General features: G+C 44.6%; 20 protein-coding genes. 14 read left to right on the plus strand and 6 right to left on the minus strand.

What is annotated here, in order from left to right; translation table 11 throughout:
• The first annotated feature begins 17 nt into the window (after nucleotides 1–17).
• Genes ileS through FHW89_RS15915 form a run of 3 tightly spaced genes read left to right on the plus strand, consistent with a single transcriptional unit; the run spans nucleotide 18 to nucleotide 4,400 of the window.
• On the plus strand, nucleotides 18–3,410 hold the full coding sequence (gene ileS / locus FHW89_RS15905) for an isoleucine--tRNA ligase (protein WP_172336043.1): 3,393 nt from the start codon (nucleotides 18–20) through the stop codon (nucleotides 3,408–3,410).
• Nucleotides 3,411–3,794 carry a TraR/DksA C4-type zinc finger protein gene (locus tag FHW89_RS15910; RefSeq protein ID WP_166092596.1) on the plus strand — a complete coding sequence of 128 codons (384 nt, stop codon included), beginning with the start codon at nucleotides 3,411–3,413 and terminating at the stop codon, nucleotides 3,792–3,794.
• Entirely contained in the window at nucleotides 3,795–4,400 is a 606-nt protein-coding gene (locus FHW89_RS15915; RefSeq protein ID WP_172336044.1) for a lipoprotein signal peptidase, read from the plus strand. It begins immediately after the preceding gene.
• A 273-nt stretch (nucleotides 4,401–4,673) separates the two neighbouring features.
• Here FHW89_RS15915 and FHW89_RS15920 read toward each other — a convergent pair whose 3' ends face one another.
• Nucleotides 4,674–6,065: a Gfo/Idh/MocA family protein gene (locus FHW89_RS15920; protein WP_172336045.1), complete on the minus strand. Its 1,392-nt coding sequence runs from the start codon at nucleotides 6,063–6,065 to the stop codon at nucleotides 4,674–4,676.
• A 184-nt stretch (nucleotides 6,066–6,249) separates the two neighbouring features.
• Between FHW89_RS15920 and FHW89_RS15925 the strand changes: the two genes are divergently transcribed.
• Entirely contained in the window at nucleotides 6,250–8,154 is a 1,905-nt protein-coding gene (locus FHW89_RS15925) for a beta-N-acetylhexosaminidase (RefSeq protein WP_172336046.1), read from the plus strand.
• A gap of 162 nt (nucleotides 8,155–8,316) precedes the next feature.
• Here FHW89_RS15925 and FHW89_RS15930 read toward each other — a convergent pair whose 3' ends face one another.
• Both FHW89_RS15930 and FHW89_RS15935 read right to left on the minus strand, forming a co-directional pair.
• On the minus strand, nucleotides 8,317–9,963 hold the full coding sequence (locus FHW89_RS15930) for a S8 family serine peptidase (protein ID WP_172336047.1): 1,647 nt from the start codon (nucleotides 9,961–9,963) through the stop codon (nucleotides 8,317–8,319).
• Nucleotides 9,964–10,085: 122 nt separating this feature from the next.
• The gene (locus FHW89_RS15935) at nucleotides 10,086–11,627 is read right to left on the minus strand and encodes an aldehyde dehydrogenase family protein (protein WP_172336048.1); all 1,542 of its coding nucleotides are present in this window, start codon (nucleotides 11,625–11,627) and stop codon (nucleotides 10,086–10,088) included.
• 240 nt (nucleotides 11,628–11,867) lie between these two features.
• Here FHW89_RS15935 and FHW89_RS15940 point away from each other — a divergent pair, with 240 nt between their 5' ends.
• On the plus strand, nucleotides 11,868–13,271 hold the full coding sequence (locus FHW89_RS15940; protein WP_172336049.1) for a lipopolysaccharide assembly protein LapB: 1,404 nt from the start codon (nucleotides 11,868–11,870) through the stop codon (nucleotides 13,269–13,271).
• Here the strand turns inward: FHW89_RS15940 and FHW89_RS15945 are convergent.
• Nucleotides 13,249–13,458: a hypothetical protein gene (locus tag FHW89_RS15945; protein ID WP_172336050.1), complete on the minus strand. Its 210-nt coding sequence runs from the start codon at nucleotides 13,456–13,458 to the stop codon at nucleotides 13,249–13,251. The two genes, FHW89_RS15940 and FHW89_RS15945, sit on opposite strands and share 23 nt — an antisense overlap.
• Nucleotides 13,459–13,583: 125 nt before the next feature.
• Here FHW89_RS15945 and FHW89_RS15950 point away from each other — a divergent pair, with 125 nt between their 5' ends.
• From FHW89_RS15950 to gldD, 7 genes are all read left to right on the plus strand, one after another.
• The gene (locus tag FHW89_RS15950) at nucleotides 13,584–14,345 is read left to right on the plus strand and encodes a phosphosulfolactate synthase (RefSeq protein ID WP_172336051.1); all 762 of its coding nucleotides are present in this window, start codon (nucleotides 13,584–13,586) and stop codon (nucleotides 14,343–14,345) included.
• A gap of 100 nt (nucleotides 14,346–14,445) precedes the next feature.
• Nucleotides 14,446–15,102, plus strand: coding sequence for a DUF4279 domain-containing protein (locus FHW89_RS15955; RefSeq protein WP_172336052.1), 657 nt, complete (start codon nucleotides 14,446–14,448; stop codon nucleotides 15,100–15,102).
• A 460-nt stretch (nucleotides 15,103–15,562) separates the two neighbouring features.
• Entirely contained in the window at nucleotides 15,563–16,960 is a 1,398-nt protein-coding gene (locus FHW89_RS15960; protein WP_172336053.1) for a discoidin domain-containing protein, read from the plus strand.
• Nucleotides 16,961–17,105: 145 nt separating this feature from the next.
• The gene (locus FHW89_RS15965) at nucleotides 17,106–17,837 is read left to right on the plus strand and encodes a YoaK family protein (protein ID WP_172336054.1); all 732 of its coding nucleotides are present in this window, start codon (nucleotides 17,106–17,108) and stop codon (nucleotides 17,835–17,837) included.
• 64 nt (nucleotides 17,838–17,901) lie between these two features.
• Nucleotides 17,902–18,702: a shikimate dehydrogenase gene (locus FHW89_RS15970; RefSeq protein WP_172336055.1), complete on the plus strand. Its 801-nt coding sequence runs from the start codon at nucleotides 17,902–17,904 to the stop codon at nucleotides 18,700–18,702.
• Complete coding sequence (locus FHW89_RS15975) at nucleotides 18,699–19,382, plus strand: aspartate/glutamate racemase family protein (protein ID WP_172336056.1); 684 nt, start codon at nucleotides 18,699–18,701, stop codon at nucleotides 19,380–19,382. The genes FHW89_RS15970 and FHW89_RS15975 overlap by 4 nt, the downstream gene beginning before the upstream one ends.
• Complete coding sequence (gene gldD, locus FHW89_RS15980) at nucleotides 19,366–19,956, plus strand: gliding motility lipoprotein GldD (protein ID WP_172336057.1); 591 nt, start codon at nucleotides 19,366–19,368, stop codon at nucleotides 19,954–19,956. Before FHW89_RS15975 ends, gldD begins: the two co-directional genes overlap by 17 nt.
• A gap of 232 nt (nucleotides 19,957–20,188) precedes the next feature.
• On the opposite strand, the gene FHW89_RS15985 is transcribed toward gldD, so the two are convergent.
• Complete coding sequence (locus tag FHW89_RS15985) at nucleotides 20,189–22,168, minus strand: thiamine pyrophosphate-dependent enzyme (protein ID WP_172336058.1); 1,980 nt, start codon at nucleotides 22,166–22,168, stop codon at nucleotides 20,189–20,191.
• 59 nt (nucleotides 22,169–22,227) lie between these two features.
• On the opposite strand from FHW89_RS15985, the gene FHW89_RS15990 reads away from it, so the two are divergent.
• Nucleotides 22,228–23,079 (plus strand): DUF4198 domain-containing protein, encoded by an 852-nt coding sequence (locus FHW89_RS15990; RefSeq protein ID WP_172336059.1) that lies wholly within the window; start codon nucleotides 22,228–22,230, stop codon nucleotides 23,077–23,079.
• 154 nt (nucleotides 23,080–23,233) lie between these two features.
• On the opposite strand, the gene FHW89_RS15995 is transcribed toward FHW89_RS15990, so the two are convergent.
• Nucleotides 23,234–24,277, minus strand: a complete 1,044-nt coding sequence (locus tag FHW89_RS15995; RefSeq protein ID WP_172336060.1) for a hypothetical protein — start codon at nucleotides 24,275–24,277, stop codon at nucleotides 23,234–23,236.
• Here FHW89_RS15995 and FHW89_RS28990 point away from each other — a divergent pair.
• Nucleotides 24,276–24,410 carry a hypothetical protein gene (locus FHW89_RS28990; RefSeq protein ID WP_256367802.1) on the plus strand — a complete coding sequence of 45 codons (135 nt, stop codon included), beginning with the start codon at nucleotides 24,276–24,278 and terminating at the stop codon, nucleotides 24,408–24,410. The genes FHW89_RS15995 and FHW89_RS28990 overlap by 2 nt on opposite strands.
• Nucleotides 24,411–24,465: the final 55 nt, after the last annotated feature.

A 24,465-nucleotide genomic window follows, 5' to 3' on the forward strand; every position in this document is an offset into this window, starting at 1 on the left:
TGAGGTGAACTATATACATGTATAAGGAATATAAGCAGTTAAACCTATCGCAAACAGGCAAAGAGATACTGGAGTTTTGGAAGCAGAACAACATATTTGGCAAAAGTATCAGCAGTCGTCCGGCAAGTAACCCCTACACGTTTTACGAAGGGCCGCCGAGCGCTAATGGTATGCCCGGTATTCACCACGTGATGGCGCGCTCTATTAAAGATATTTTTTGCCGTTACAAAACGCTAAAAGGTTTCCAGGTAAAGCGTAAAGGCGGTTGGGATACCCATGGCCTGCCCATTGAGCTTGCTGTTGAAAAAGCTTTAGGGATAACCAAAGATGATATCGGTAAAAAAATAAGCGTTAAAGAGTATAACGATGCCTGCCGCAAGGAGGTGATGCGCTACACAGACGTTTGGAACGACCTGACCGAAAAAATGGGCTATTGGGTTGATCTTGACGATCCGTATATCACCTATGAAAACGAATACATTGAAAGCCTTTGGTGGATACTGAAGGAGTTTTATAAAAAGGATCTTTTATACAAAGGTTATACGGTACAGCCATATTCGCCAAAATCGGGTACAGGCTTAAGCTCGCATGAGCTAAATCAGCCGGGCACCTACAAAATGGTAAAGGATACTTCGATAGTAGCTCAGTTCCATTTAAAGAACGATCAGCAGCATCCCCTTATCCCTGTTTTATTTGAAGATGTAAACGAGGATACTGCGATACTGGCCTGGACAACCACTCCATGGACACTGCCATCAAACTGCGCCCTGGCCATTGGCGAAAATATCGACTACGTAAAGATCCGCACTTTTAACCCTTACACATATGAGCCGGTAAGTGTAGTACTGGCCAAAGCCCTGGTAGGCAAATACTTTAAAGCCGAAGGCCAAAACGCCTCGTTCCAGGATTATAAAGGGGGCGATAAAGTTATTCCATGGGAAATAAGAGCTGAATTTAAAGGCGTTGAGCTGATCGGTTTGCGTTACCACCAGCTGATGCCTTACGTAAGTAATGAAAACCTGGAGAAAAACGCTTTCCGCGTGATCCCGGCCGACTTTGTAACCATCGAAGACGGTACAGGTATCGTACACACTGCTTCTATTTTTGGTGCGGATGACTTCAGGGCCTGTAAAGAACAAAACGTACCATCGGTAATGGTATTGGATGAAACAGGCAAGGAAGTTCCACTGGTTAATAAACAGGGGCGTTTTGTTGATGAAGTGACCGATTTTGCCGGTCGCTACGTTAAAGAAGAATACTATAGTGATGCAGAGCGTGCCGAGCCAGGTTTTAAGGCAACGGATGTACTGATCTCCATTAAACTGAAAGAAGACAATAAGGCGTTTGACGTTAAAAAATATGAGCACAGCTACCCACACTCATGGCGCTCAGACGAACCGATATTATACTACCCGCTCGATAGCTGGTTTATCCGTACCACCGCGGTAAAGGATAAAATGGTGGAGCTCAACAAAACCATCAATTGGAAACCGGAATCAACGGGGACAGGTCGTTTTGGTAACTGGCTGGAAAACCTGGTAGATTGGAACCTGTCGCGTTCACGCTACTGGGGTACACCGTTACCTATTTGGCGAGAGGAGAACGGATCTGAAGAAAAATGCATTGGCTCTATTGCCGAGCTGAATGCCGAGATCGAAAAATCGATAGCAGCCGGTTTTATGCCCGCAGGCTTTAAGCTGGAAGATATGCACCGCCCTTATGTGGATGATGTGATCCTGACCTCGGCTGCCGGTAACAAAATGTTTCGGGAGCCCGATCTGATCGATGTTTGGTTTGATTCAGGCGCTATGCCTTACGCGCAATGGCACTTCCCTTTTGAAAATAAAGAAGAATTTGCTGCTGCCTACCCTGCCGATTTTATTGCCGAAGGGGTCGACCAAACCCGTGGCTGGTTCTTTACCCTGCACGCTATAGCCGTAATGCTGAGCGAATGCAGCGACGAAGTAAAAGCGGTGAATGCCAAAGTGGGCAATAAAGGTATCTCCTTCAAAAACGTGGTTTCAAATGGTTTGGTGCTGGATAAAAACGGCAACAAGATGTCGAAACGGTTGGGCAATGCTGTTGACCCCTTTACCACTATTGAACAATATGGAGCCGACGCCGCTCGCTGGTACATGATCAGCAATGCCGCGCCATGGGACAACCTTAAATTTAACGAAGAAGGTATTGATGAAGTTCGTCGTAAGTTTTTTGGTACGCTGTACAATTCTTACTCTTTCTTTGTGCTTTACGCCAATATCGATCAGTTTAAATATAGCGAGCCCGAAATAGCATTGGAACAACGCCCGGAAATTGATCGTTGGGTAATATCATTACTCAATACCCTGAGCCGTGAGGTGGATGCTTTTTATGCCGATTATGAGCCGACTAAAGCCGCCCGTGCTATACAGGAGTTTGTAGATGCGCATTTCAGCAACTGGTATATCCGCTTAAGTCGCCGCCGTTTCTGGAAATCAGATAACTCCGATGATAAGCTGTCGGCTTACCAAACATTGTATACCTGCTTAATCACCATCAGTAAATTAATGGCGCCAATAGCTCCGTTTTTTGCCGATAGTTTATACAAAGATCTGAATAAGGTTACCGGTAAAGAGGAATTTGAATCGGTACACCTGGCGTATTTCCCAACCTATCATGATGAGCTGGTTGATGCCGACCTGGAAGAGCGCATGAAACTGGCACAGGATGTATCATCATTGGTATTATCATTGCGTAAAAAGATCGAGATTCCGGTGCGCAGGCCGCTCAGCAAAATATTATTACCTATATTGGACAAGGGCTTTAAGAAGCATGTGGAGCAGGTAAAAGAATTGATCTTATCCGAAACCAACATCAAGGATATTGAATATATTACCGATACCGCGGGCATTATTAAAAAGAAAATAAAGCCGAATTTTAAGGCTCTTGGTCAAAAAGTAGGTAAGGATATGAAGGCTGTGGCCGAGGCTATAAATAATTTTACACAGGATGATATAGCCAAACTGGAAAGTGATGGCGCTGTTAATGTTCTTGATAACAAGTACTTAATACAGATTGCGGATGTAGAGATTATAGCAGAAGACGTTCCCGGATGGCAAGTTGCAAATTTGGGAAAACTAACTGTAGCTTTAGATGTTACCATAACCAACGAATTAAAAGAGGAGGGGATTGCGAGAGAGTTGATAAACCGTATCCAGAACCTGCGTAAAACAAAAGGGTTTGAGGTTACTGATAAAATTGACGTTCGCATTAGCGAGCACCCTTATATCAGCGAAGCGGTAAAAAATAATTTATCCTATATTTGCGCCGAAATTTTAGCAGAGAGCATAGTGCTTGACGCTCAGTTACATGAAGGTGACAAAGTAGAGATTGACGGAAATGAAATTTTTATTGTTATTAGTAAAGTATAAATGAAAGTAGAAAACGAAAAAACCAGATATTCTGAATCGGACCTGCAAGAGTTTAAAACTCTTATTCTTGATAAACTGCGTATTGCCAAAGAAGAGTTAAACTCGCTGGCAACTTCGTTAAGCTCGCCAAACGCGAACGGAACTGATGATACTGCCGGTACTTATAAAACCTTGGAAGATGGCTCGGCCACACTGGAAAAAGAACAAATTAACCAGTTAGCTGCCCGTCAGAAAAAATTTATTGATCAGTTGGAAGCCGCCCTGGTGCGTATTGAAAACAAAACTTATGGTATTTGCCGCGAAACCGGTAAACTGATACCAAAGGAGCGTTTGCGCGCCGTGCCGCACACCACCTTAACTATGGAAGCTAAATTAAAGCAATAAATGAAGGCTGCTTACACCAAACCTTTTCTCACTGCTATATTTATTATTCTTTTTGACCAGATCATTAAAACCTGGGTAAGGGCACATATGTTCATGGGCGAAGAGATCCGCTTTTTTGGTAGCCATGGCATGCTGCACTATACCGAGAATAACGGTATGGCATTTGGCATGGAATGGGGAGGTGACGCAGGAAAACTTGCATTGACGCTGTTTCGCATTTTTGCGGTATGCGGTATTGTTTATACGCTTATTTATTTAATAAAGCATAAATACCACCGTGGCCTCATTATGAATGTGGCGCTCATTTTGGCCGGAGCTGTTGGTAATATCATCGACTCTACCTTTTATGGTATCATGTACAATTATGCCCCGCTATTTCACGGGCGTGTGGTTGATATGTTTTATTTCCCATTGTTCCGGGGTACATTCCCGGCCTGGGTACCCGTTTGGGGTAATGAGCCTTTTGAGTTTTTCAGACCGGTATTTAACCTGGCCGATGCCTCTATCTGCGTAGGTGTTATCCTGATACTGGTATTTCAGAAACACTATTTCAAACACGAAGTTCCCGAAGTGAACAGTCCCAACAGTGAAATGGTGGAAGAATAAAAGATTTAAATTTTACTATACATATGAAAAGCCGCGTTAAGCGGCTTTTTTGTTTTATATTAATATGTCATTGCGAGCGAAGCGTGGCAATCTCCTCGCGTTCAATATGCAAGTGAGGAGATTGCTTCGTCGTTCCTCCTCGCAATGACATAAAGGCTAATGTCATCCTGAACTTGTTTCAGGATCCCATAGGACAGGCTAACCGGTATGTTGCTCACCTTGCTAATGGGGTGCCGAAACAAGTTCGGCATGACCGGTTGATTGCATTAATCCCTACACCAGCCTCATCCCCACCGGATCCCATTTGATCACCCTATTCTCAAAATAACTATCGTTACAGGCCAGGCAAGGCGCCGCGGCGCGGAAGCCAAAAGCCGCATCCTCAACCACGGGTTTGCCTGTACGCATCGAATCAAAAAAATTGGCGAAATGCTCGTTGGAATCGCTATAGCCTTCGGGCTCATGGTAAACTACATCATCCAGCTTGGGTGTTTGCTGATCGGCAGCCGAATATTTTTTATTGTATTCCTCAATAATGGCTTTTTGCATGGCCTCGGGATAGGTGCCGAGCGAATCCCAGCCTCCGTAACCTGGTGCTACCGGCATTTTGCTTTTATGTATGGTAAAGCCGCCGCCATCGCTCATGTCGATAACGCCTTCAGAACCTACGATCTTGGTTGAAGCGCGGTCACCTTCACCACTCACAAAATTTACTCTCAGGGTAGCCTGAAAAGCCGGGTGCTCCGGTGATTCTGGATAGGATATCACGGCGCTCATCACATCAGGAACATTACGTCCATCCTTCCAGTAGTCGAGGCCCCCAATGGCAAATATTTTATCTGGTCCTTTGGATCCGGTGATGAAATGAATACCCGAAAGCAGGTGTACAAACAGGTCGCCGGCTACACCGGTGCCATATTCGCGGTAATTGCGCCATCTGAAGAAACGATTACTGTCATAAGCATGTTTCACCTTGCTGTTGGCCTGGTATTGCTCCCAACCCACCGTTTGCGGCGATGCATCCAGCGGAATAGTATATTGCCATGCACCCAGCGCGCTTTGCCTGCTAAAAGAAGCCTCAACTGCGTTGATCTTACCAATAGCGCCCGCCTGGTAAAGCTCCTTTGCCTTTTTAAAGGCGATACCACTCACCCGCTGACTGCCTACCTGGAAAACCGCTTTGGTTTCCTGCTGGGCTTTTATTTCATTCAACCCCTCGCTAATGTGGTGCACCATCGGTTTCTCGCTGTAAACGGCTTTGCCCTTGTGCATGGCTTCGATAGATATGGGGCTGTGCCAGTTATCGCTGGTAGCTACAATAACGGCATCAATATCTTTGCGGTTTAAAATATCGTGGTAATTATCGGTGGTGAAAATATTGGATCCATATACCTCCTTAGTGCGTTGTAACCGGCCCTTGTACAAATCGCAGGCGGCCACCAGCTCCACACCCGGCACGGTAAGCGCGGCGTGGGTGTCATTAAAGCCCATAATGCCCATGCCTATGGTGGCTATCCTGATCTTATCATTAGGACTTACGCGTTTTTCGGCCTGTAAAATTCTTTTTTCATGCTCTTCTTTGGCCGCCAGGCTGGTGAGCGATGCCGAAGTGAGGAGTACAGAGGTGCCAAATTGTTTTAAAAACTTTCTTCTGTCAGTTGCCATAGGTATCTGGTTTTAGGTCAGGTAAATGAATAATTGGTTTGTACGATCAGTTATATACTACAGGCGCAGCTACGGATGTATTGATATGCAATTTAAAACAACAAAATTTAGCTTGCAACTTTTTAATTTTATTTAAAAAGTTTAATTTGCATACCGTTTCCCAATTAAAACATATCCCTTCTGTATGAAAAAATTATCCTTATTGCTTTGCTGTTGCCTTGCGCACGCCCTATCGTTTGGCCAGGTTGCCCAAAGCGGCTTATCCATTATTCCCGAACCGGTAAAAACCACGCGTACGGCGGGTCAGTTCCTGCTGCCCAAAAGCGTTATAGTGGAGGCGGGTAGCCAGTCCGAATTAGCGCCCGTAACCAGTTATCTGAAAAAGAAACTGACTACAGCGCCGGGATCATCCGTGACCATTAAAAGTGCGGCCCCCACGGCTTCTATCCGGCTTGTTTTAAATAAAACTGTTGATGCCGCTATAGGTACCGAAGGATATACCTTATCGGTAAAGGCTAAAAAGATCGTGATCAGGGCCAATGAGGCTGCGGGTTTGTTTTATGGTGTGCAAACGCTGATGCAATTATTACCCGCCGATATTGAAAGCAAGCAGCTGGCGAAAAATGTGAAATGGACGGTACCTTGTGTAGAAATTACAGATTACCCACGCTTTGCCTGGAGGGGGTTAATGTTTGATGTGGCACGCCACTTTTTTACAAAAGCCGAAGTAAAACAATATATAGATGCCATGGTGAAGTACAAGCTGAACCTGTTGCACCTGCACTTAACCGACGATGAAGGCTGGCGCGTAGAGATCAAAAGTTTACCGAAGCTGACCACAGTTGGCGCTTATAACGTTAAAAAGGTTGGCCAGTTTGGAACGTTTACGCCACCTGCCGCGAATGAACCACGTACTTACGGTGGATTTTATACCCAGGAAGATATCCGCGAACTTGTCCAATACGCCAAAGACCGCTTTGTAAATATATTACCGGAGATAGATGTGCCGGGGCATAGCCTTGCTGCTGTTGTAGCTTATCCGGAACTATCCTGCACGCCCGGCGCCGATAAATATGTGGTTAACTCCGGCGAGCCTTTTATGGATTGGAGCGGCCCGCACAACAGGGCCATTGTGGATAACACCCTTTGCCCGGCCAATGAAAATGTATACACTTTTCTGGATAAGGTAGTGACCGAAGTGGCGCAACTCTTCCCCTTTGCTTATATCCATATGGGCGGTGATGAGTGCGCTAAGAACTTTTGGGAGCAAAGCGATGCTATAAAAGCCCTGATGGCTAAAGAAGGACTGAAAACGCAGCAGGAGGTACAGAGCTATTTTGAGAAACGATTAGAAAAAATAGTAGAATCAAAAGGTAAAAAGTTTATGGGCTGGGATGAGATCATTGAAGGAGGCCTTGGTCCGAACGCCGCGGTAATGAGCTGGAGAGGGATAAAAGGCGGTATTGAAGCCGCTAAACAGGGCCATGAGGTAGTGATGAGCCCAACAACTTTTGCCTACCTGGATTATATGCAAAGCGACCGTGTTAACGAAACCAAAATTTACGCCACACTGCGCCTGAGCAAATCGTACGAGTTTGAACCCGTGCCTGATAGTGTTGATGCCAGGCTGATCAAAGGCGGCCAGGCTAATTTATGGACCGAGCAGGTGTACAACATTCGCCAGGCCGAATACATGACCTGGCCAAGGGGTATGGCCATTGCCGAGTCGGTATGGTCGCCAAAGGAAAAGAAAAGCTGGCCTTACTTCTTTGGAAAAGTAGAGAAACAGTTCGGCCGCTTTAACGCTGCCGAAACTAAATACGCGCCAAGCGCTTATGATCCCTCATTTAATGCCACACGCAATGCTGATGGTACACTAAAAATAACGCTGACCAATGAGGTGGATGGCCTGGATACCTATTACAGTTTTGATAATTCGTTCCCGGATAATTTCTATCCAAAATATACGCAACCTATTGATGCGCCAAAGGATGCCACAACGCTGCGGGTGATCACCTACAGGGGTAAAAAACCAATTGGGCGGATGGTTACGATGCCACTGTCGGAATTGAATAGTAGAATTAAATAAAGTGATCAATAAAAAAGCCCGGCCGTTTATCGGCCGGGCTTTTTTTATTTCATATCCCTCTGTCATTCTGAATGAAGTGAAAAATCTTCTTCATTACGCGTGTTGGGTTGCTAGGCTCTCGAAGAAGATCCTTCGTTCCACAGGATGATAAAGAGCGGTTTATCAATTGGCCCGCTCGCCCTTCATTTTCGAGGCAATTTGTACGGCTTTGTAAGCATTTACAATACCACCGGTTTTGCTAAGGGTAGTAAAATCAACTTTGATGGTTTTGCTGCCCGGTCTGAACACCGTAGTGCCGGTTAAAGGTGTGGCCGATTGCAGGATGATCTGTTTCAACTGTTTAGCGCTCAGCGTTGGATAATACTCCAGCAGTAGAGCCGCAACTCCCGCTGTTATGGGCGATGAAAAACTGGTACCGTCTTCGGTCATAAACTCGGCATCGGTGTCAACAGTAGTTACTTTAACACCCGGGGCAAATACATCTACATTCTTTTTGCCATAGTTGGAGAAATCGCCAGCCAGGTGCTCGCCTAGTTTAGGGCCCGATGCGCCAACATTGATCACATTATCCGCGTCGGTTGATCCATCCAGGAAAGTATCGTTTGGATAATCGGGAGTAATATCAACATCCTGGTTATCGTTGCCAGCCGCTTGTACCAGCAGTACGTCTTTAGATGCGGCATATTTAAAGGCTTCATCCAGCCACTCTTTATGTGGTGATATTTTTTTGCCGAAGCTCATGTTGATGATACGGGCGCCATTATCAACAGCATAGTGGATAGCGTTGGCGATATCTTTATCATATTCATCACCATTAGGCACCGCTTTGATGGCCATAATACGTACGTTATCGGCAACGCCATTGATACCATAGCCATTGTTACGGATCGCCCCAATCAAGCCGGCTACGCCGGTACCGTGTGAGGCATCTGTGAATTTAAGCAGGTTGTTGCCATAAGGTTTATGATCCATGCTGTCCACATTATCCCCAACTATGCGTTTGCGGGCTTCCAAATCGGGGGACAGGTCGTTATTTAATTTGGCCAGGTACTCGCTCAGATCTTTGATAATGGCGGCATTGGTTTTATTAGTGCCTTCCTGCGAGAAAATAGAATCCCAAACATATTTGCTTTGGGTAAGGGTGTCATTAGCCAGTTTAAGTTTTACCAGGTCGGCCTGTTTAAATGTGCCGTTGGCAGGCAGGCTGAGCCCTCTTTTGATATAGCCGCTGGTTACCATCAGCGCATTCATGATGGGTTGTAATTGCTCGGTCTCGGTGCGCGATTTGTTTACTGTGCTATCGTAAGTGGTTTTTACACGTTTCCAGTAAGCGTATTGTTTTTTATCAACAGCGTTGGTATCTGTTAGGTTTTCAAATTTACCTTTCAGCTTATTGTATTCACGTACCTCTTCGGTGGTTTCATTAAAATCGGCTTTGCCATCGGGGCCGCCCAAGAAATTCCAGCCATGTATATCATCCACATAACCGTTATGATCATCGTCGATGCCGTTACCGGGAATTTCTTTAGTATTGGTCCAAAGGATACTTTTCAGGTCTTTTTGTAAAGTATCAATACCGCTATCTATCGTAGCTATCACCACAGGCTTGCTTTTTTTGCCTTGTAAAAAAAGATAAGCGGGTTTAAGGCTGATGCCATAAAAACCGTTTTCTTTCAGGTCCATCAGTTGCCAGCCTTTGGGCGGCTCGGGTTCTGCCGGAGGAATTACTTGTGCAGAAATTGTTTGACTTAATGTTAATGCAGTTAATAAGGTGGTGCCGGTGATTAATAAATTGCGGTAATTGAACATGTACAAGAATTAGAAAATAAAAAAATCATTAAATGGATTCGGGGATCGTGTTGCGAGGTTCGGTGATCTTTTCTTATAAAGTATTAATATCCCGATCCGCGCAACACGATCCTCGAACCTCGTTAAAGGTCAAACTTGATGCCTTGTGCTAAAGGCAACGTTTTTGAATAATTAATAGTATTGGTTTGGCGCCTCATGTAAACTTTCCAGGCATCAGAACCAGATTCGCGACCGCCGCCGGTTTCTTTTTCACCGCCAAACGCGCCGCCTATCTCTGCACCCGATGTGCCGATGTTTACATTAGCTATACCACAATCAGAACCAGCGTAGGATAAAAATTGTTCTGCCTCGCGCAAATTATTAGTCATAATAGCCGATGATAAACCCTGCGGAACACCATTTTGCAGGTCGATGGCCTCATCAAGCGTGCTGTATTTTATCAAATAAAGTATCGGGGCAAAGGTTTCGTGCTGCACTATTTTAAAGTGGTTCTCCACCTCAGCTATACAAGGTTTTACGTAACAGCCCGATGAATAGTTGTCGCCTTCGAGCTTGCCGCCTTCTACTACAAATTTCCCGCCTTCGGCTTTACATTTTTCGATAGAGTCCAGGTACAGGTTTACCGCATCATGATCAATAAGCGGCCCCATGTGGTTATGCTCATCCAAAGGATTGCCAATGCGGATCTGTTTATAAGCGTTCACCAGCTTTTGTTTAAAGGCCTCATAAACACTTTCATGAATGATGAGCCTGCGCGTGCTGGTACAACGCTGGCCGGCAGTACCCACCGCGCCAAATACGGCGCCGATAAGCGACATGTCCAGATCTGCGTTTTCGCTGATGATGATAGCGTTGTTGCCGCCCAGCTCCAGCAGGCTTTTACCCAAACGGGCACCCACAGCCGCGCTAACCGCCTTACCCATACGTGTTGAGCCGGTAGCTGATATTAAAGGTACCCGGGTATCGGCAGCCATCAGCTCGCCAATGTTACGGTCGCCGATGATGAGGTTGGATACCCCCTCTTCAATATTGTTCTTTTTAAATACTTCCTGCGCGATGTGCTGGCAGGCAATGGCGGTCAACGGTGTTTTTTCTGATGGTTTCCAGATACAAACGTCGCCGCAAACCCAGGCCAGCAGGGAATTCCAGCTCCAAACTGCTACCGGGAAGTTGAATGCCGAGATGATACCCACAATGCCCAGCGGATGGTATTGCTCGTACATGCGGTGATTGGCCCTTTCGGAGTGCATGGTTAATCCGTACAGCTGACGGCTCAAACCAACGGCAAAATCGGCAATGTCTATCATCTCCTGAACCTCGCCCAAACCTTCCTGCAGGCTTTTGCCCATTTCGTAAGATACCAGGCTGCCCAGGTCGTGCTTATGGGCACGTAAAGCCTCGCCTATCTGCCTAACGATCTCGCCGCGTTTGGGGGCAGGGGTATTGCGCCAGGTTTTAAAAGCTTTAGATGCTTGTTCAACTACCTGGTTATAATCGTTTTCGGAAGCAAATTTTACGGAGGCTATTTTTTTGCCGTCAACCGGCGATATGATATCTTTTACGGTAGCGCCTGCACTGCTGCCCCAGTGGTTTCCTGTACTAAAAGCATCATTAATATCGTTTATATGTAAACGTTTTAGAATGTCTGAAATATCGAGGTTCATAATTGTTACTTTTGTCAAAGGTAAAAATCTTGAGGCAATTTTTAGTTTATCCACCTTTCGCACGCGAATTGATTGTGGTTAATTATCAATACTTTGCACACAAATCATGTTAAAAATGTGCGAATGTTGAAAACTAAATTGTTTATTGGAGGCTTACTTGTTGTAATTTGAACTCAATAAGTCTTTACGAAGGCAATAACAATTGTTAACCTAAAGCGGATGTTCTGCAAACAAAACTGAATGGAAGAAGAATTTGAATTTGGTTTTACCGAAGATCCAAAGTTTTCGGTAGAACGGTACGAGGAGATGATCCGTAATCACGACCAGTACTTTTTTGATGCCCAGGCGTTTGAGAACATTATCGACTATTACATAGAGAAAAATGATCCGGCCAAGGCACTGCAAGTAGCAGAATACGCGCGTAACCAGCACCCTTTTGCAGCGGTTTTTTTAATTAAACAGGCACAATTACTGGTTGTTACCAATAAAGTGACCGAGGCATTCGCGGCTTTGGAAAAAGCGGCTATGCTGGAGGCTTCCGACGCGGATATTTATATTATCCGCGGTAATCTGTACGAAAGTATGGAGCGCTATGGCGAAGCCCTGGAAAATTATGAAAAAGCATTGGGCCTGGCAGAGGAAACCGACGAGATCCTATTGCATATTGCCTATGTGTACCAAAACATGGGCGACTATGACACAGCCATAACCTACCTTAAGCTTTGCCTTAAGCAGAATATGGAAAATCAGGATGCCCTTTATGAACTGGCGTTTTGCTATGACGTAATGGACAACCAGCAGGAGAGCGTACAGTTTTATCAGCAGTATATCGATAACGAACCTTACAGTTATGCTGCATGGTATAACCTGGGTAATGCTTACACCAAGCTGAGCCTGTTTGAAAAGGCTATCGACGCTTACGACTACGCCATACTGATCAAAGACAGCTTTGCATCGGCCTACTTTAACAAGGGTAATGCCCTGGTTAACCTGGAAAAATATGCCGAAGCTATTGAAGTATACCGCCACACTTTTGAGTACGAACAGCCTAATGCCGATACTTACTGCGCTATTGGCGAATGCTACGAAAAGCTGGAGCAGATGGATGATGCGCGTGCCTTTTATAAAAAATCGGTTAAGATGGACCCTAAGCTGGCCGACGCCTGGTTTGGCATAGGTGTTACGCTTGATTTTGAGGAGCGCTATTTTGAAGCCCTGCATTTTTATAAAAAAGCGCTCGATCTGGATATCGCCAATGCCGACTATTGGTTTGCCATAGCCGATGCCGAATATAAATTGGGCCACATGCCCGAAGCTGAGCAGGCTTATGAAAAAGTGGTAGAGCTTAATCCGCTGGATATTGATGCCTGGTTGGATTACTCATCCATCTTATATGAGCAGGACAGGTTGCCCGGCGCTATCGAGATCATTTCGGAGGCTATTAAAAACAACCCCGAAGCGGCCGAACTTTATTACCGCATGGTGGCTTATTTATTTGCCAAAGGCGAATACAATGAGGCCCTGAACCATCTGGAGATGGCCCTAACCAGCGATCCGGACAAGCATTATATTCTTTTTGATTACCTGCCGCAGTTGCAGAAGAACAAAGTGATTGTGGATATTATAAATAAGTATACGAAATAAACAGATGGGCGAATGAATGAATGGCGGTTGATCTCAGTATCAGTCGCCATTTTTTGTTTATGGTGAGCAGGGTGTCATGGTGAGCCCCGTCGAACCATGGTGGGCAGGCCTCAGCGCGCGAGTCTTCGACTGAGCTCAGACTGACATCCCTTTTTACACCATGATCAATGCTTCCTTTAATCGACATATAAATTTTACAAAAACTTCATCATTTCCACATCTGAAATTAGCACAATTGCAGTATTGAGTCAGTTTTTTTTCGGATATTTGCATCGTTAGAACTTTTAGTTATAGGCTATAACCATCTATTGTATGAATTATATGATCAATGATCTTCCCGAACGCACAGCAAAACCCCGTGACAAAGGCATCACCATGGTGATGGACAAAGGATTGAGTTTAAGGCAGGTAGAGGATTTTCTGGAAATAGGTGCAGCTTATACGGATATTGTTAAACTGGGTTGGGCAACTTCATACGTTACCCCCAACTTAACCGAAAAAATAAAACTTTATCAGGACGCGGGCATTCCCGTATATTTTGGCGGTACTTTGTTCGAGGCCTTCATAGTACGCAACCAGTTTGATGATTACTGCCGCATACTGGATAAATACAAGCTGGAGCACTGTGAAGTTTCTGACGGATCTATCACTATTGAGCATGAGGTTAAATGCGATTACATCAGTAGGTTGGCTAAACAGGTTACGGTAATATCAGAAGTGGGCTCCAAGGATGTGCAAAAGATCTTCGCGCCTTATAAATGGATCAAACTGATGCAGGCCGAAATTGAGGCCGGCTCCTGGAAAGTGATAGCCGAGGCCCGCGAAAGTGGCAACGTAGGCATTTACCGCGATTCGGGTGAGGTAAGGCAGGGCCTTGTTGATGAGATCCTGACCCAGATACCCGAAGGCACGATTATTTGGGAGGCCCCGCAAAAAGCGCAGCAGGTATGGTTTATAAAACTGATAGGCGCCAATGTGAGTCTGGGTAATATCGCGCCAACAGATATTATCCCGCTGGAAACGCTACGATTAGGTATCCGCAGTGATACTTTCGACCATTTTTTGAATTTATAACTGATCTTACTATATGAATTAAGAAGTCTCCGGGTTAATTGCTGGAGGCTTTTTTTGTTTAGAGCCAATTGTATAGCTTTATCATATCAATAATCATATAATGAATTTTACAGACCAGCTTATCCGGGCCGCTTTACGGGAAATTGAACAACAAACCTGGGGAGCTACCGAACAATATATGCAAATTCATGATGTAGTACGACTTGATAGTATACCGCAAATAGTAAAGGTTGACCTGGAAAGCGAGGAAAATACCGCTATAGTGTATCTGCAGGTAGCAGGAGAGAAGTTTTACCTGGCCATTTATTTTGACACTTCGCCGGATATCGCCATCAGATATATAGGTACCGAAAGCCATCATAAAGTTTATTTGCGAGCTACCTCCGAAAACCTTACCTGGCTGCAAATAGCCGCTATGAGCTTATTAAAGCCCAGCGAAACATTTAACAAAGATGATAAAAGGGCATTTGGTAAGGCTTTATATAAATATAGCTGTGCCATTTATGAACCCAGCCCGGGGCCGGATACTTTTGAAAACAAGCTAAAAAACTTACTTAGCCATCTGGAGCAGGATGTATCGGGAGTTGAAAAACTGATCAATCATGCAGAAGCCTATATCCAGGTTGACCAGGATGTTCATAACGGGAATGGTCTTATCGGAGGACCGTATATAGATAAACTAAGTATTAAACGTATGGCAGCATTGGGATTGGAAATAGCTTTTAGCCAATACGCTACAGGTAACCCGTTTAAGTAGTATAAGTTCGACATAAAGCTCGCTTCACGTAATTTCAACAAACACCACGCTCCCGCGAGATTAAGCGCAGCGTATCTGGTAGGTGACATGATTAAAGCTTTTCAGCTTTAGTATCAGCTGAAAGCTGAAGCCATGATTACCACGGGCTGAAAGCCCGCGGCAGCAAAAAGTAACCAAGGCTGGCGCAATAATGCGAAAACTATAAAATATCCCTTATACATTCTAGTCTCCAATATCTATACATTATCTACATATTTAATCAATAATATAATTGTTAAGCCACTGGAAATAAATTTTCGGAGAAATAATATAAATGATTTAATAATTATATATATTAGTAAATCGTTTTATCAATATATGATTTGTGAAACTGAGTTAGGCGATAGGGAAAGTGCTTTTATGATTTGGCCGTATGGCGTGTATTAATTGAAACTTATTAATCAACCTTATAAAACACACTATGAAAATCAAAACTACGTTTTTGAGCGCGCTGCTGCTTGGGGCTGTTATGTCCTGTTCAAAGCAAAATCAATTAATCGGGAATGATCAGCCTGACAGTGATGCAAAGAAAAATCAAACTACCAATGCTGCCCCTGTCCTTTGGCAGGAACATTGGTTTGAACACAATCAGATAGTACATAATGTAGCCAACGATACCAGCGTTGCCGTTTATTATGATAACGATGTTAATCCAAGCATTGTATGGCCTAAAACCTACCTGGCCCAGGTTTGGAACTATACCAAAAAAACCTACGGATCTTTCGGTGCCGAATCACAGTTGTATGTGATATTGCATGCCGGTAAATATAGTGGCGGTCATCCCAGTACATATATGGATGGCAGTCACGATTACCGTAACGTGATCGACTGCGGATCATCAAGCCTGACAGCCTGGACTGCCGGAACCGGCAACGATCTTGACCTTACCACCCACGAAGTAGGGCACATTGTTGAAGGCGCTTCCAAAAATGTGCATGGCTCACCCGCATTTAATATCTGGCACGATAGCAAATGGATGGAGATGTATATTTATGACGTGTATCTTGGCCTGGGCAGAAACGATGATGCCCAACGTTGGTACAACCTGGTTTTAGGCGGTTCAGATCCCTATCCGCGTGCCAATACCCATTGGTTTAAAGATTGGTGGTACCCACTTTATACCCAACACGGAGGAACTGCAGTGCTTAATAAGTATTTTACTTTGCTGGCTGCTAATTTTCCAAAGCATGTTGTTTCAAATGGGGTAACCAATATCAATGAGTATTCCCGCGATTTGAGTTTTGGCGAGTTTGTACACTTCTGGAGTGGTGCCGCCGGTGCTGATCTGAAACAACTGGCCCTTACCGCCTTTGGAAACAAGGACGAGCAGGGTAACGACTGGACCATACAGTTGGAACAAGCCAAAGCCACATTTCCCAACGTAACTTATCCCGGAAGTACGCCAACAAATCTTACCCTTACCGTTAGTAAAGAAAACAGCGGTGGCCCGGGTGCAGCCGAGGGTTCCTTAAAATTGATCGATAACAACCTTAACTCTAAATTTTTTGTGGCTGGTTATGACACCGGTTTCTGGGCGCAGTTAAATTACCCAACGGCAGTAGTATTAAAAGGATACGCGCTAACATCCGGTAATGATGCCCCTGACCGTGACCCTAAAAGCTGGAAATTAGCAGGCTCCAATGATGGCGTTGTGTTTACCCAACTTGATGTGCGTACTAACGAAAGCTTCCCGTCCCGAAATCAAACCAAAAGTTATACGTTTAGCAATACTACCGCTTACAAGTATTATCGCCTGTACGTCACAGCTAACAACGGAAGCCCCGATTTTCAGTTGAGTGAATGGGCCGTCAGTCAATAAAAACCCCTATTTTAAATAACCCGCAGTAAATTGTAAATAAGCCGCGAAATCTCGCGGCTTATTCGTTTTTATGTCTTTTTCATTAATTTGTTTTTTATCTTGGGCATGAATATCATTTGAGCTATTAAATTATAAAACAGCAGCAATGGCCACGGAAGCTGAAAACCCATCAATAGCCAATCCGGATCAGGTACCTGTACAGGTGTACTCCGATAACTCTATAGAAGTTGCGGCATTGCTTACGCTGTCTGGCGGTTTCCTGGATGTGTTTACCTATGTAGGGCATGGCGGGGTATTTGCCAATTCCATGACGGGTAACGTGGTGTTCCTGGGGATGTATACCGCTCAGGGCGACTGGCAGCAGGCCATGCACCATATTCCGCCCATTATAGCATTTTTGATCGGGGTGTTTATTGCCTACCGGATGCACCTGCCATCGGTATTAAAATATTTGCCTAAGCCCGCCTTAACTTGTTTGGGATTTGAGATCGTTGTACTCATAGCTTGCTCTTTCCTATCAGATTCTTTTCCGGATATTCCCCTGGTGCTGGCCATATCGCTGGTGGCGGCCATGCAAAATTCAAGCTTTACCAAACTGGAACAATGGACCTATAACTCCGTAATGACCACTGGCAACCTGCGCCGCTTTGCCGAAGCTTTTTTTCGGGGAACGATGCCCTCGCGTAACCCGGTTGCCTTGCGCGAAGCCAGGCTGTTTGGCTTTGTTTGCGTTTGTTTTTTGGCAGGCGCTATCCTGGCTGCCTTAACTACCAAACCTATGCATGATTATGCCTTGTTTATACCCGCGGGTACTTTGCTCATCGCATTCGTTATTTGCTGGCGCAGGCAAAAAGCAAAAGTTTTATATTTTAAATAAGAGGAATCTGCCTCCCACTGCTCAATAGTTTCCATAACTTATGAAATGTTGCTAATATTACGCCATGAAACAATACGGGCTTATAGGCTACCCCCTTTCACATTCTTTTTCAAAGAAATATTTTGCCGAAAAATTCAAGAACGAGGGTATCACTGATGCCGCTTACGAGCTGTATCCGCTGGAAAATATCAAAGATCTGCAGGATCTGCTGGATGAACACCCCGACATCTGCGGCCTTAATATCACCATTCCCCATAAAGTTGCTGTGTTGCCCTTCCTGGATTGGATTGAGCATGATGCCCGCAAAGCCGGGGCGGTTAACTGTATCTGCGTAATTGCCGAAAGCCCACTGCAGGCAGCCTTTACCGGCGAAGTTGGCATCGGAGGGCATGATTTCAGGCTGGAAGGATATAATACCGACCTGTACGGTTTCGAGATGTCTATTCGTCCGCTCATTAAGGATTTTGAAGCAGAGGCTCTGGTGTTGGGTGATGGTGGCGCGGCAAAAGCGGTAAAATGTGTACTGGAAAACATGGGCATTGCCTTTAAAACGGTTACCCGCAAACCGCATCCCGATCATATTTTGTTCAGCGATCTGAAACCGCACGATATCAAACGGCATAAGATCATTATCAATACTACGCCCATAGGTACTTCGCCCAAAATTGATGAATGTCCGCCGATACCTTACGAGGGCATAACGGATGAGCATTTGCTGTACGATCTGATCTACAACCCTGAAGAAACTTTGTTTTTAAGAAAAGGCCGGGAACAAGGCGCCGCAACCAAAAACGGTTATGAGATGCTGGTATTACAAGCCGAAAGATCATGGGAGATCTGGAACGCTAAAGATAACCGGGTATGAAAAAAATTGGATTAGTTGGCGGCATAAGCTGGACATCAACTTTAGATTATTACCGCTATATAAACGAAGGGGTTAATAAGAAATTAGGCGGACTGAATTTTGCTGAATGTGTTATTTACTCCTTAAACTTTGGCGACATACAAGCCAAAAGTTGGGTTGGTAGTTTTGAATTACTACTTAATGCTTGCGAGTCTTTAAAAAAAAGCGGAGTCGACAGTATTGTTTTATGTGCTAATACCGCCCATCTGTTTGCAGACAAACTTCAGGAGACAATCCAGTTGCCCATCATTCATATAGGCGTTGAAACTGCAAAAGCAGTAAATAAACAAGGATTTAAAAAAGTAGGACTATTAGGCACAAAGTTTACAATGGAAATGGACTTTTACAGGAAAAAACTGGAAGAACATGGATTGGAGGTTTTGATTCCTGAAAAGCAAGAAACAAGAGATTTAATTCAGTATGTTGTAAAAGAAGAACTTGGCAGAGGAATAATAAAATCGACATCAAAAGAAAAATTTATTTCTGTTGTTAATGATTTAATTCAAGAGGGAGCAGAATGTATCATTTTAGGATGCACCGAAATCCCGTTATTAATTGGCCAAACAGACTTTTTAATACCTGTTTTTGACACAACAATTATTCATTCGCAAGCGGCTGTTGAATATGCAATCTCAATATAAATATGTAAGCTTGTTACTTAGCACGCTGTTGTTCTTTGCAGCATGTGGCGGTAATCATGATTATTCGCCAAAACCAAGGGGATATTACCGCATCGCTTTTCCTAAAAAAGAATACCAGGATTATAGCGCGGGCTGCCCTTATTCTTTCAGCTATCCCAAATACGCGGTTATTGAACCCGACAGGACCAAAGGGGCCAAACCATGCTGGGTAAATATGCAGTTTCCGCAATTTCATGCTACGCTGCATTTAAGCTATCAACCGGTAACATCAAAAAAAGTATTTAATGAGCTGGTAGAAGATGCCCGCACCTTCGCCTTTAAACATACGGTAAAGGCTACCTCTATTGACGAAGGCGTAATTGGATATGCCGACCGTAAGGTTTACGGCATCTATTACACCATTGATGGTAACGCGGCATCATCGGCACAATTCTTCCTGACCGATAGCACCAAAAATTACCTGCGCGGCGCCCTCTACTTCAACTCCGAACCCCGCCTGGATTCTATTCAACCCGTGCTTAATTTTATCAAACAGGATATTGCTGTGATGATCAAGAGTTTTAAATGGAAGTAGGATAGATGCAAGAGATAAGAATCAAGAGGTAAGACAAAAATTTAAAGTTGTCATCCTGAGCGGAGCGAAGGATCTTCTTCGGTATGCATGTTGCACAACAGATGCTCCACTTCGTTCAGCATGACAAATCATTTTGGAAAAAAGAAGGCCTGTCATCCTGAGCTTGTCGAAGGACGTGCGCAGAGGCCCGCCCACCATGCTTCGACGGAGCTCCGCATGACATCCCGGTTGATTAATAAGCAAGCAATTTCTCCACCGTTTCATCCAGCCTGGCTTTCGCCAAAAACTGGTCTTCCAGAGCTTTGTTCATGGGGATAGCGGTATCCAGGCTGCCACAGCGCATTACAGGTGCATCCAGGTATCTAAAGCAATGCTCGGCTATGTGGGCAGCTATCTCGGCGCCGAAACCACTGGTGAGCGTGTCTTCGTGCAATACCAGGGCACGGCCGGTTTTCTTTACACTTTCTTCTACCGCTTCATGATCCCAGGGCAGCAGGCTGCGCAGATCGATGATCTCAAGGGATAGTTCCGGATGTTTTTCGGCATATTCCAAAGCCCAGTGTACACCCAGTCCAAAGGTGATGATGCTGACTTGTGTGCCTTGCTTTACTATATTGGCTTTGCCTATTTCAATCAGCACATCATTGTCGGGCACATCGCCGCTGATGCTGCGGTACAGGTATTTATGTTCAAAATAAATAACCGGGTTTGGATCGTCAATAGCGGCCAATAGTAAACCTTTAGCATCTGCCGGAAAAGCGGGGTAAACCACTTTAAGTCCGGGGGTTTTGGTAAACCAGGCCTCGTTACTTTGCGAGTGGAAAGGTCCGGCGCCAGTACCTGCCCCTGTTGGCATCCGCACTACCACATCAACGGCCTGTGCCCAGCGGTAGTGTGTTTTGGCCAGGTTGTTAATGATCTGGTTAAAGCCGCAGGTTACAAAATCGGCAAACTGCATTTCAACAATAGCCTTGTAGCCGTTCAGGGCCAGGCCCATACCTGCGCCTACAATGCCCGATTCGCAAATAGGCGTGTTGCGCACGCGGGGTTTGCCAAACTCTTCCACAAAGCCCTGGGTTATTTTAAATGCGCCGCCGTACTCGGCAATGTCCTGCCCCATAATCACCAGGTTGGGGTGTTTGCGCATGGCCTGGCGCAGGCCATCACTTATGGCATCAATATAACGTTTATGCGTTGCGGGGATAGCAGCAGGTTGGCTTACCGGGAACTGGTAAGGCTGATACATGTCACGCACTTCGGTTGCTATATCTGGTATAATGTCTACCTCATTGTAAACCTTTTCAAACTCGGTTTCGATAAGGGTGGTGATCTCTTTTTTAAATACCGGGATCCATTCCGGGCGGATCACGCCTTCGTCCAGTAAATATTTTTCGAAATTAGCTACCGGGTCTTTACCTGCCCACCATTCAAATAAATTTTGCGGAACATATTTGGTTCCCGATGCTTCCTCATGTCCCCGCATCCGGAAGGTCATACATTCCAGTAGTACCGGGCGCGGGTTTTCACGGATGCTTTCGTTGATCTCTTTAATGGTATGGTAAACTTCCAATATATTGTTGCCATCTATGCGGCGGCCTTCTATGCCATAGCCTACAGCCTTATCCACCAGTTTTAAACAGTTGTATTGCTCATTTACCGGGGTCGACAGACCATATCCGTTATTCTCAATCAAAAATATAACCGGCAGTTTCCAAACGGATGCGATGTTCAGCGCTTCATGAAAATCACCTTCACTGGTTGCGCCTTCGCCTGTAAATACCAGGGTCGATCTTTTCCGTTCGGCTAAAACATCGGCCAGGGCAATACCATCAGCCAGGGCCAGTTGCGGCCCCAGGTGCGATATCATCCCGATGATCTTATATTCCTGCGTACCGAAATGGAAAGAGCGATCACGCCCCTTGGTAAAACCCGAAGGCTTGCCCTGCCACTGCGCCATCAATCTGGAGAGTGGTATATCGCGTGTGGTAAAAACGCCCAGGTTGCGGTGCATGGGCAAAATATATTCGTCGTTTTGCATGGCCAGGGTACTGCCCACAGCAATAGCTTCCTGTCCTATTCCCGAAAACCATTTGCCGATACGACCCTGACGTAAAAGGATCAGCATCTTCTCTTCGATGAGGCGCGGCAGCAACAGTTTTTTGTAAAAAAAAATTAAATTTTCGTTATTCAGGCTTTTACGGTCAAAAATCATAATGTAAAACTACTGAAGTTTTTAAAACTTTGTATGTTTGGTAATCCTATCAGATAACTATGAAACGAAACGGATTTTTACTCCTCGCATTATTATTGATCATTGGGTTTGCCGCCAGCTCACAGGATTATTTTTTATTGCCCGAAGTTTTCTATATGAAAAAAGGCGACAAGCTGAACTTGCACCTGTTAAGCGGTAATGAGTTTCAAAAAGACGCGGAATACCGGTATAAGGATGCCAAGCTCACCAAATTCATGTTGTATGAGGGATCAAAAAAAACCGATCTGACCCAGGCACCCAAAGATACAGCATCCAATATATTGAATTACAAATTAGAGAACAGCGGGATCGCCCTCATCGAGATGGTGAAAAGCGAAAGCGTAGAATCTGAAAGGAATAAATTTCTGAAATATCTGGACAACGAAGGTCTGGATAAAATAGCCGAGGATGCCAAGAACAGCAACCAGCAGTACTTTGTCGAAAAAACAAACCGGTATCTGAAAACGCTGATTTCCGTTGATAAGCCTAATGGAAAAGATTTTGATAAACCACTGGGCGAGACCTATGAAATAGTGATACAGCAAAACCCATATAAAGCCAGCTATGGCGATGATGTAACCGCTAAAATATTATTTAAAGGCCAACCCTTAAAAGATGCCGTGGTTATTGTATACACCCGGACAGTAAACGGTAATGTGTTCCCGCAAAAACTGAGCTCCGATGCCCAGGGACAGGTTTATTTTAAACTGAGCCGCGAAGGTATATACATGATCAGCTCGGTACATGTGGAAGCCTCGACCGATAAAAATGCCGACTTTGAAAGCTGGGGCGCCACTTTCACCTTCGCCTTCAGAAATGCGGATAGCTTGCCGAATACCTATAAAGAGTTTGGCTTTGGGGATAAGCATTGAGGTATATGTACGGATGTGCAAATATGTAGATGATTAAAAAATATAGTTTGTCATTCTGAGCGAAGCGAAGAATCTATTCGCAGACATGCATATTGAAGATTAGATCCTTCACTGCGCTCAGGATGACAAGTTCGGCTTAAATCACTGACGCTACCTAAAATTTCACATATCCAAACGTTGTTAACTGCTTGCTGCTGCGGTTAGCATCTGTAATGATCAGCGCACCATCCCGGTAAAGGGTTATACCTTCCCAGTTATTTTTTGGTGCCGGGAATGCAGATGTCACCTGTTTCCAGTTTTTATCTTTCCGGTTGTTGAGCATCATAATGCGGCCATAGCTGGTGCTTTTCTTTTTCAGGTAATCCGGGTTTTGGCTGATATTATCTCCCAGATCCGGAATGCTTGTTTTTATATTTTCTTCCTGGTTTTTAAGTTGGTCGTTATTGAGGTAAGCATCATAGTCGCCATTCCAGAAGTAATTGATACCGTAGATCTTGTCGTCCTGGGTAGCGGTGATATCCGTTATCCTGAAATAAAGGAACGGTACTTTGATGAGCAGTGGCTTTTTGTTAAAGGAGGTATCAATGAGATAGCCTTTGCCGCCACCAGGCATGCCGTTATATTCGTAATAAGCCAGCAGTTTTTTCTCCTTAGGCAGCCAGGTTACACTTTCAAAGCCCGCGTTATTAACGCGTAATGGTCTTTTAAGAGTAGCGAAATGCAGGGGATCAATAGTGATGGTATTTTGCAGGGTATCCAGTTTGCCTTTGAGCAGAAAGCAATAATCGTAAGTATCATTGGTTTCGATAGATAAATAGGCGGTGTTGTTAACGATGCTTATCGCTTCAAAACCTTCGTAGTAAGTTTTTACCGAATCGGGCAGTTGATTGAGGTTTTTAACGCGGACGGTCCGGTAAGCGGTTAAGGAAGTATCTTTACCGTTAATCACCCGGCCAATGCTATCAGCCAGTAGACTGTAAATGAAAAAGTCGCCGTCGAGTTTTGTTTCTTTATGACTGCCATATTGCGGTTCCAGGTAAACCCGTCCGGCATATAGCGTCATGCCCGAAAATTCTTCGTTTACACTGTTGATATTTAGCGGAAGAGGGATGTTTTTATATGTGCTTTGGCTGTGAGCAATGGCTGGTAAAAATACTATGCTGATGAACAACGTGAGGTATAGATATTTTTTATACATGAATATTTTAAATGGATGTTTAAAGGTAGCCAAATCGTTTAGTTTTAAAAATGCAAAGGCGATGCTAAAAGCCCAAGGCGCAAAGCCTAAAGCTTCTTTTTATATAATAATAGCTTTAGGCTTTCTGCTTTGAGCTTTAGGCTCAGGAAAACTTATATATTTACGGCAATCGACAAAAATTTAACAAA

The sequence above is a fragment of the Mucilaginibacter sp. SG564 genome, assembly GCF_013149275.1.
GTDB lineage: Bacteria > Bacteroidota > Bacteroidia > Sphingobacteriales > Sphingobacteriaceae > Mucilaginibacter.

What these genes read in the sequence shown, in the direction of transcription:
- ileS (WP_172336043.1), top strand. Translation starts at nt 18, where the DNA reads ATGTATAAGGAATATAAGCAGTTAAACCTATCGCAAACAGGCAAAGAG.
- FHW89_RS15910 (WP_166092596.1), top strand. Translation starts at nt 3,411, where the DNA reads ATGAAAGTAGAAAACGAAAAAACCAGATATTCTGAATCGGACCTGCAA.
- FHW89_RS15915 (WP_172336044.1), top strand. Translation starts at nt 3,795, where the DNA reads ATGAAGGCTGCTTACACCAAACCTTTTCTCACTGCTATATTTATTATT.
- FHW89_RS15920 (WP_172336045.1), bottom strand. Translation starts at nt 6,065, where the DNA reads ATGGCAACTGACAGAAGAAAGTTTTTAAAACAATTTGGCACCTCTGTA.
- FHW89_RS15925 (WP_172336046.1), top strand. Translation starts at nt 6,250, where the DNA reads ATGAAAAAATTATCCTTATTGCTTTGCTGTTGCCTTGCGCACGCCCTA.
- FHW89_RS15930 (WP_172336047.1), bottom strand. Translation starts at nt 9,963, where the DNA reads ATGTTCAATTACCGCAATTTATTAATCACCGGCACCACCTTATTAACT.
- FHW89_RS15935 (WP_172336048.1), bottom strand. Translation starts at nt 11,627, where the DNA reads ATGAACCTCGATATTTCAGACATTCTAAAACGTTTACATATAAACGAT.
- FHW89_RS15940 (WP_172336049.1), top strand. Translation starts at nt 11,868, where the DNA reads ATGGAAGAAGAATTTGAATTTGGTTTTACCGAAGATCCAAAGTTTTCG.
- FHW89_RS15945 (WP_172336050.1), bottom strand. Translation starts at nt 13,458, where the DNA reads ATGTCGATTAAAGGAAGCATTGATCATGGTGTAAAAAGGGATGTCAGT.
- FHW89_RS15950 (WP_172336051.1), top strand. Translation starts at nt 13,584, where the DNA reads ATGAATTATATGATCAATGATCTTCCCGAACGCACAGCAAAACCCCGT.
- FHW89_RS15955 (WP_172336052.1), top strand. Translation starts at nt 14,446, where the DNA reads ATGAATTTTACAGACCAGCTTATCCGGGCCGCTTTACGGGAAATTGAA.
- FHW89_RS15960 (WP_172336053.1), top strand. Translation starts at nt 15,563, where the DNA reads ATGAAAATCAAAACTACGTTTTTGAGCGCGCTGCTGCTTGGGGCTGTT.
- FHW89_RS15965 (WP_172336054.1), top strand. Translation starts at nt 17,106, where the DNA reads ATGGCCACGGAAGCTGAAAACCCATCAATAGCCAATCCGGATCAGGTA.
- FHW89_RS15970 (WP_172336055.1), top strand. Translation starts at nt 17,902, where the DNA reads ATGAAACAATACGGGCTTATAGGCTACCCCCTTTCACATTCTTTTTCA.
- FHW89_RS15975 (WP_172336056.1), top strand. Translation starts at nt 18,699, where the DNA reads ATGAAAAAAATTGGATTAGTTGGCGGCATAAGCTGGACATCAACTTTA.
- gldD (WP_172336057.1), top strand. Translation starts at nt 19,366, where the DNA reads ATGCAATCTCAATATAAATATGTAAGCTTGTTACTTAGCACGCTGTTG.
- FHW89_RS15985 (WP_172336058.1), bottom strand. Translation starts at nt 22,168, where the DNA reads ATGATTTTTGACCGTAAAAGCCTGAATAACGAAAATTTAATTTTTTTT.
- FHW89_RS15990 (WP_172336059.1), top strand. Translation starts at nt 22,228, where the DNA reads ATGAAACGAAACGGATTTTTACTCCTCGCATTATTATTGATCATTGGG.
- FHW89_RS28990 (WP_256367802.1), top strand. Translation starts at nt 24,276, where the DNA reads ATGAATATTTTAAATGGATGTTTAAAGGTAGCCAAATCGTTTAGTTTT.
- FHW89_RS15995 (WP_172336060.1), bottom strand. Translation starts at nt 24,277, where the DNA reads ATGTATAAAAAATATCTATACCTCACGTTGTTCATCAGCATAGTATTT.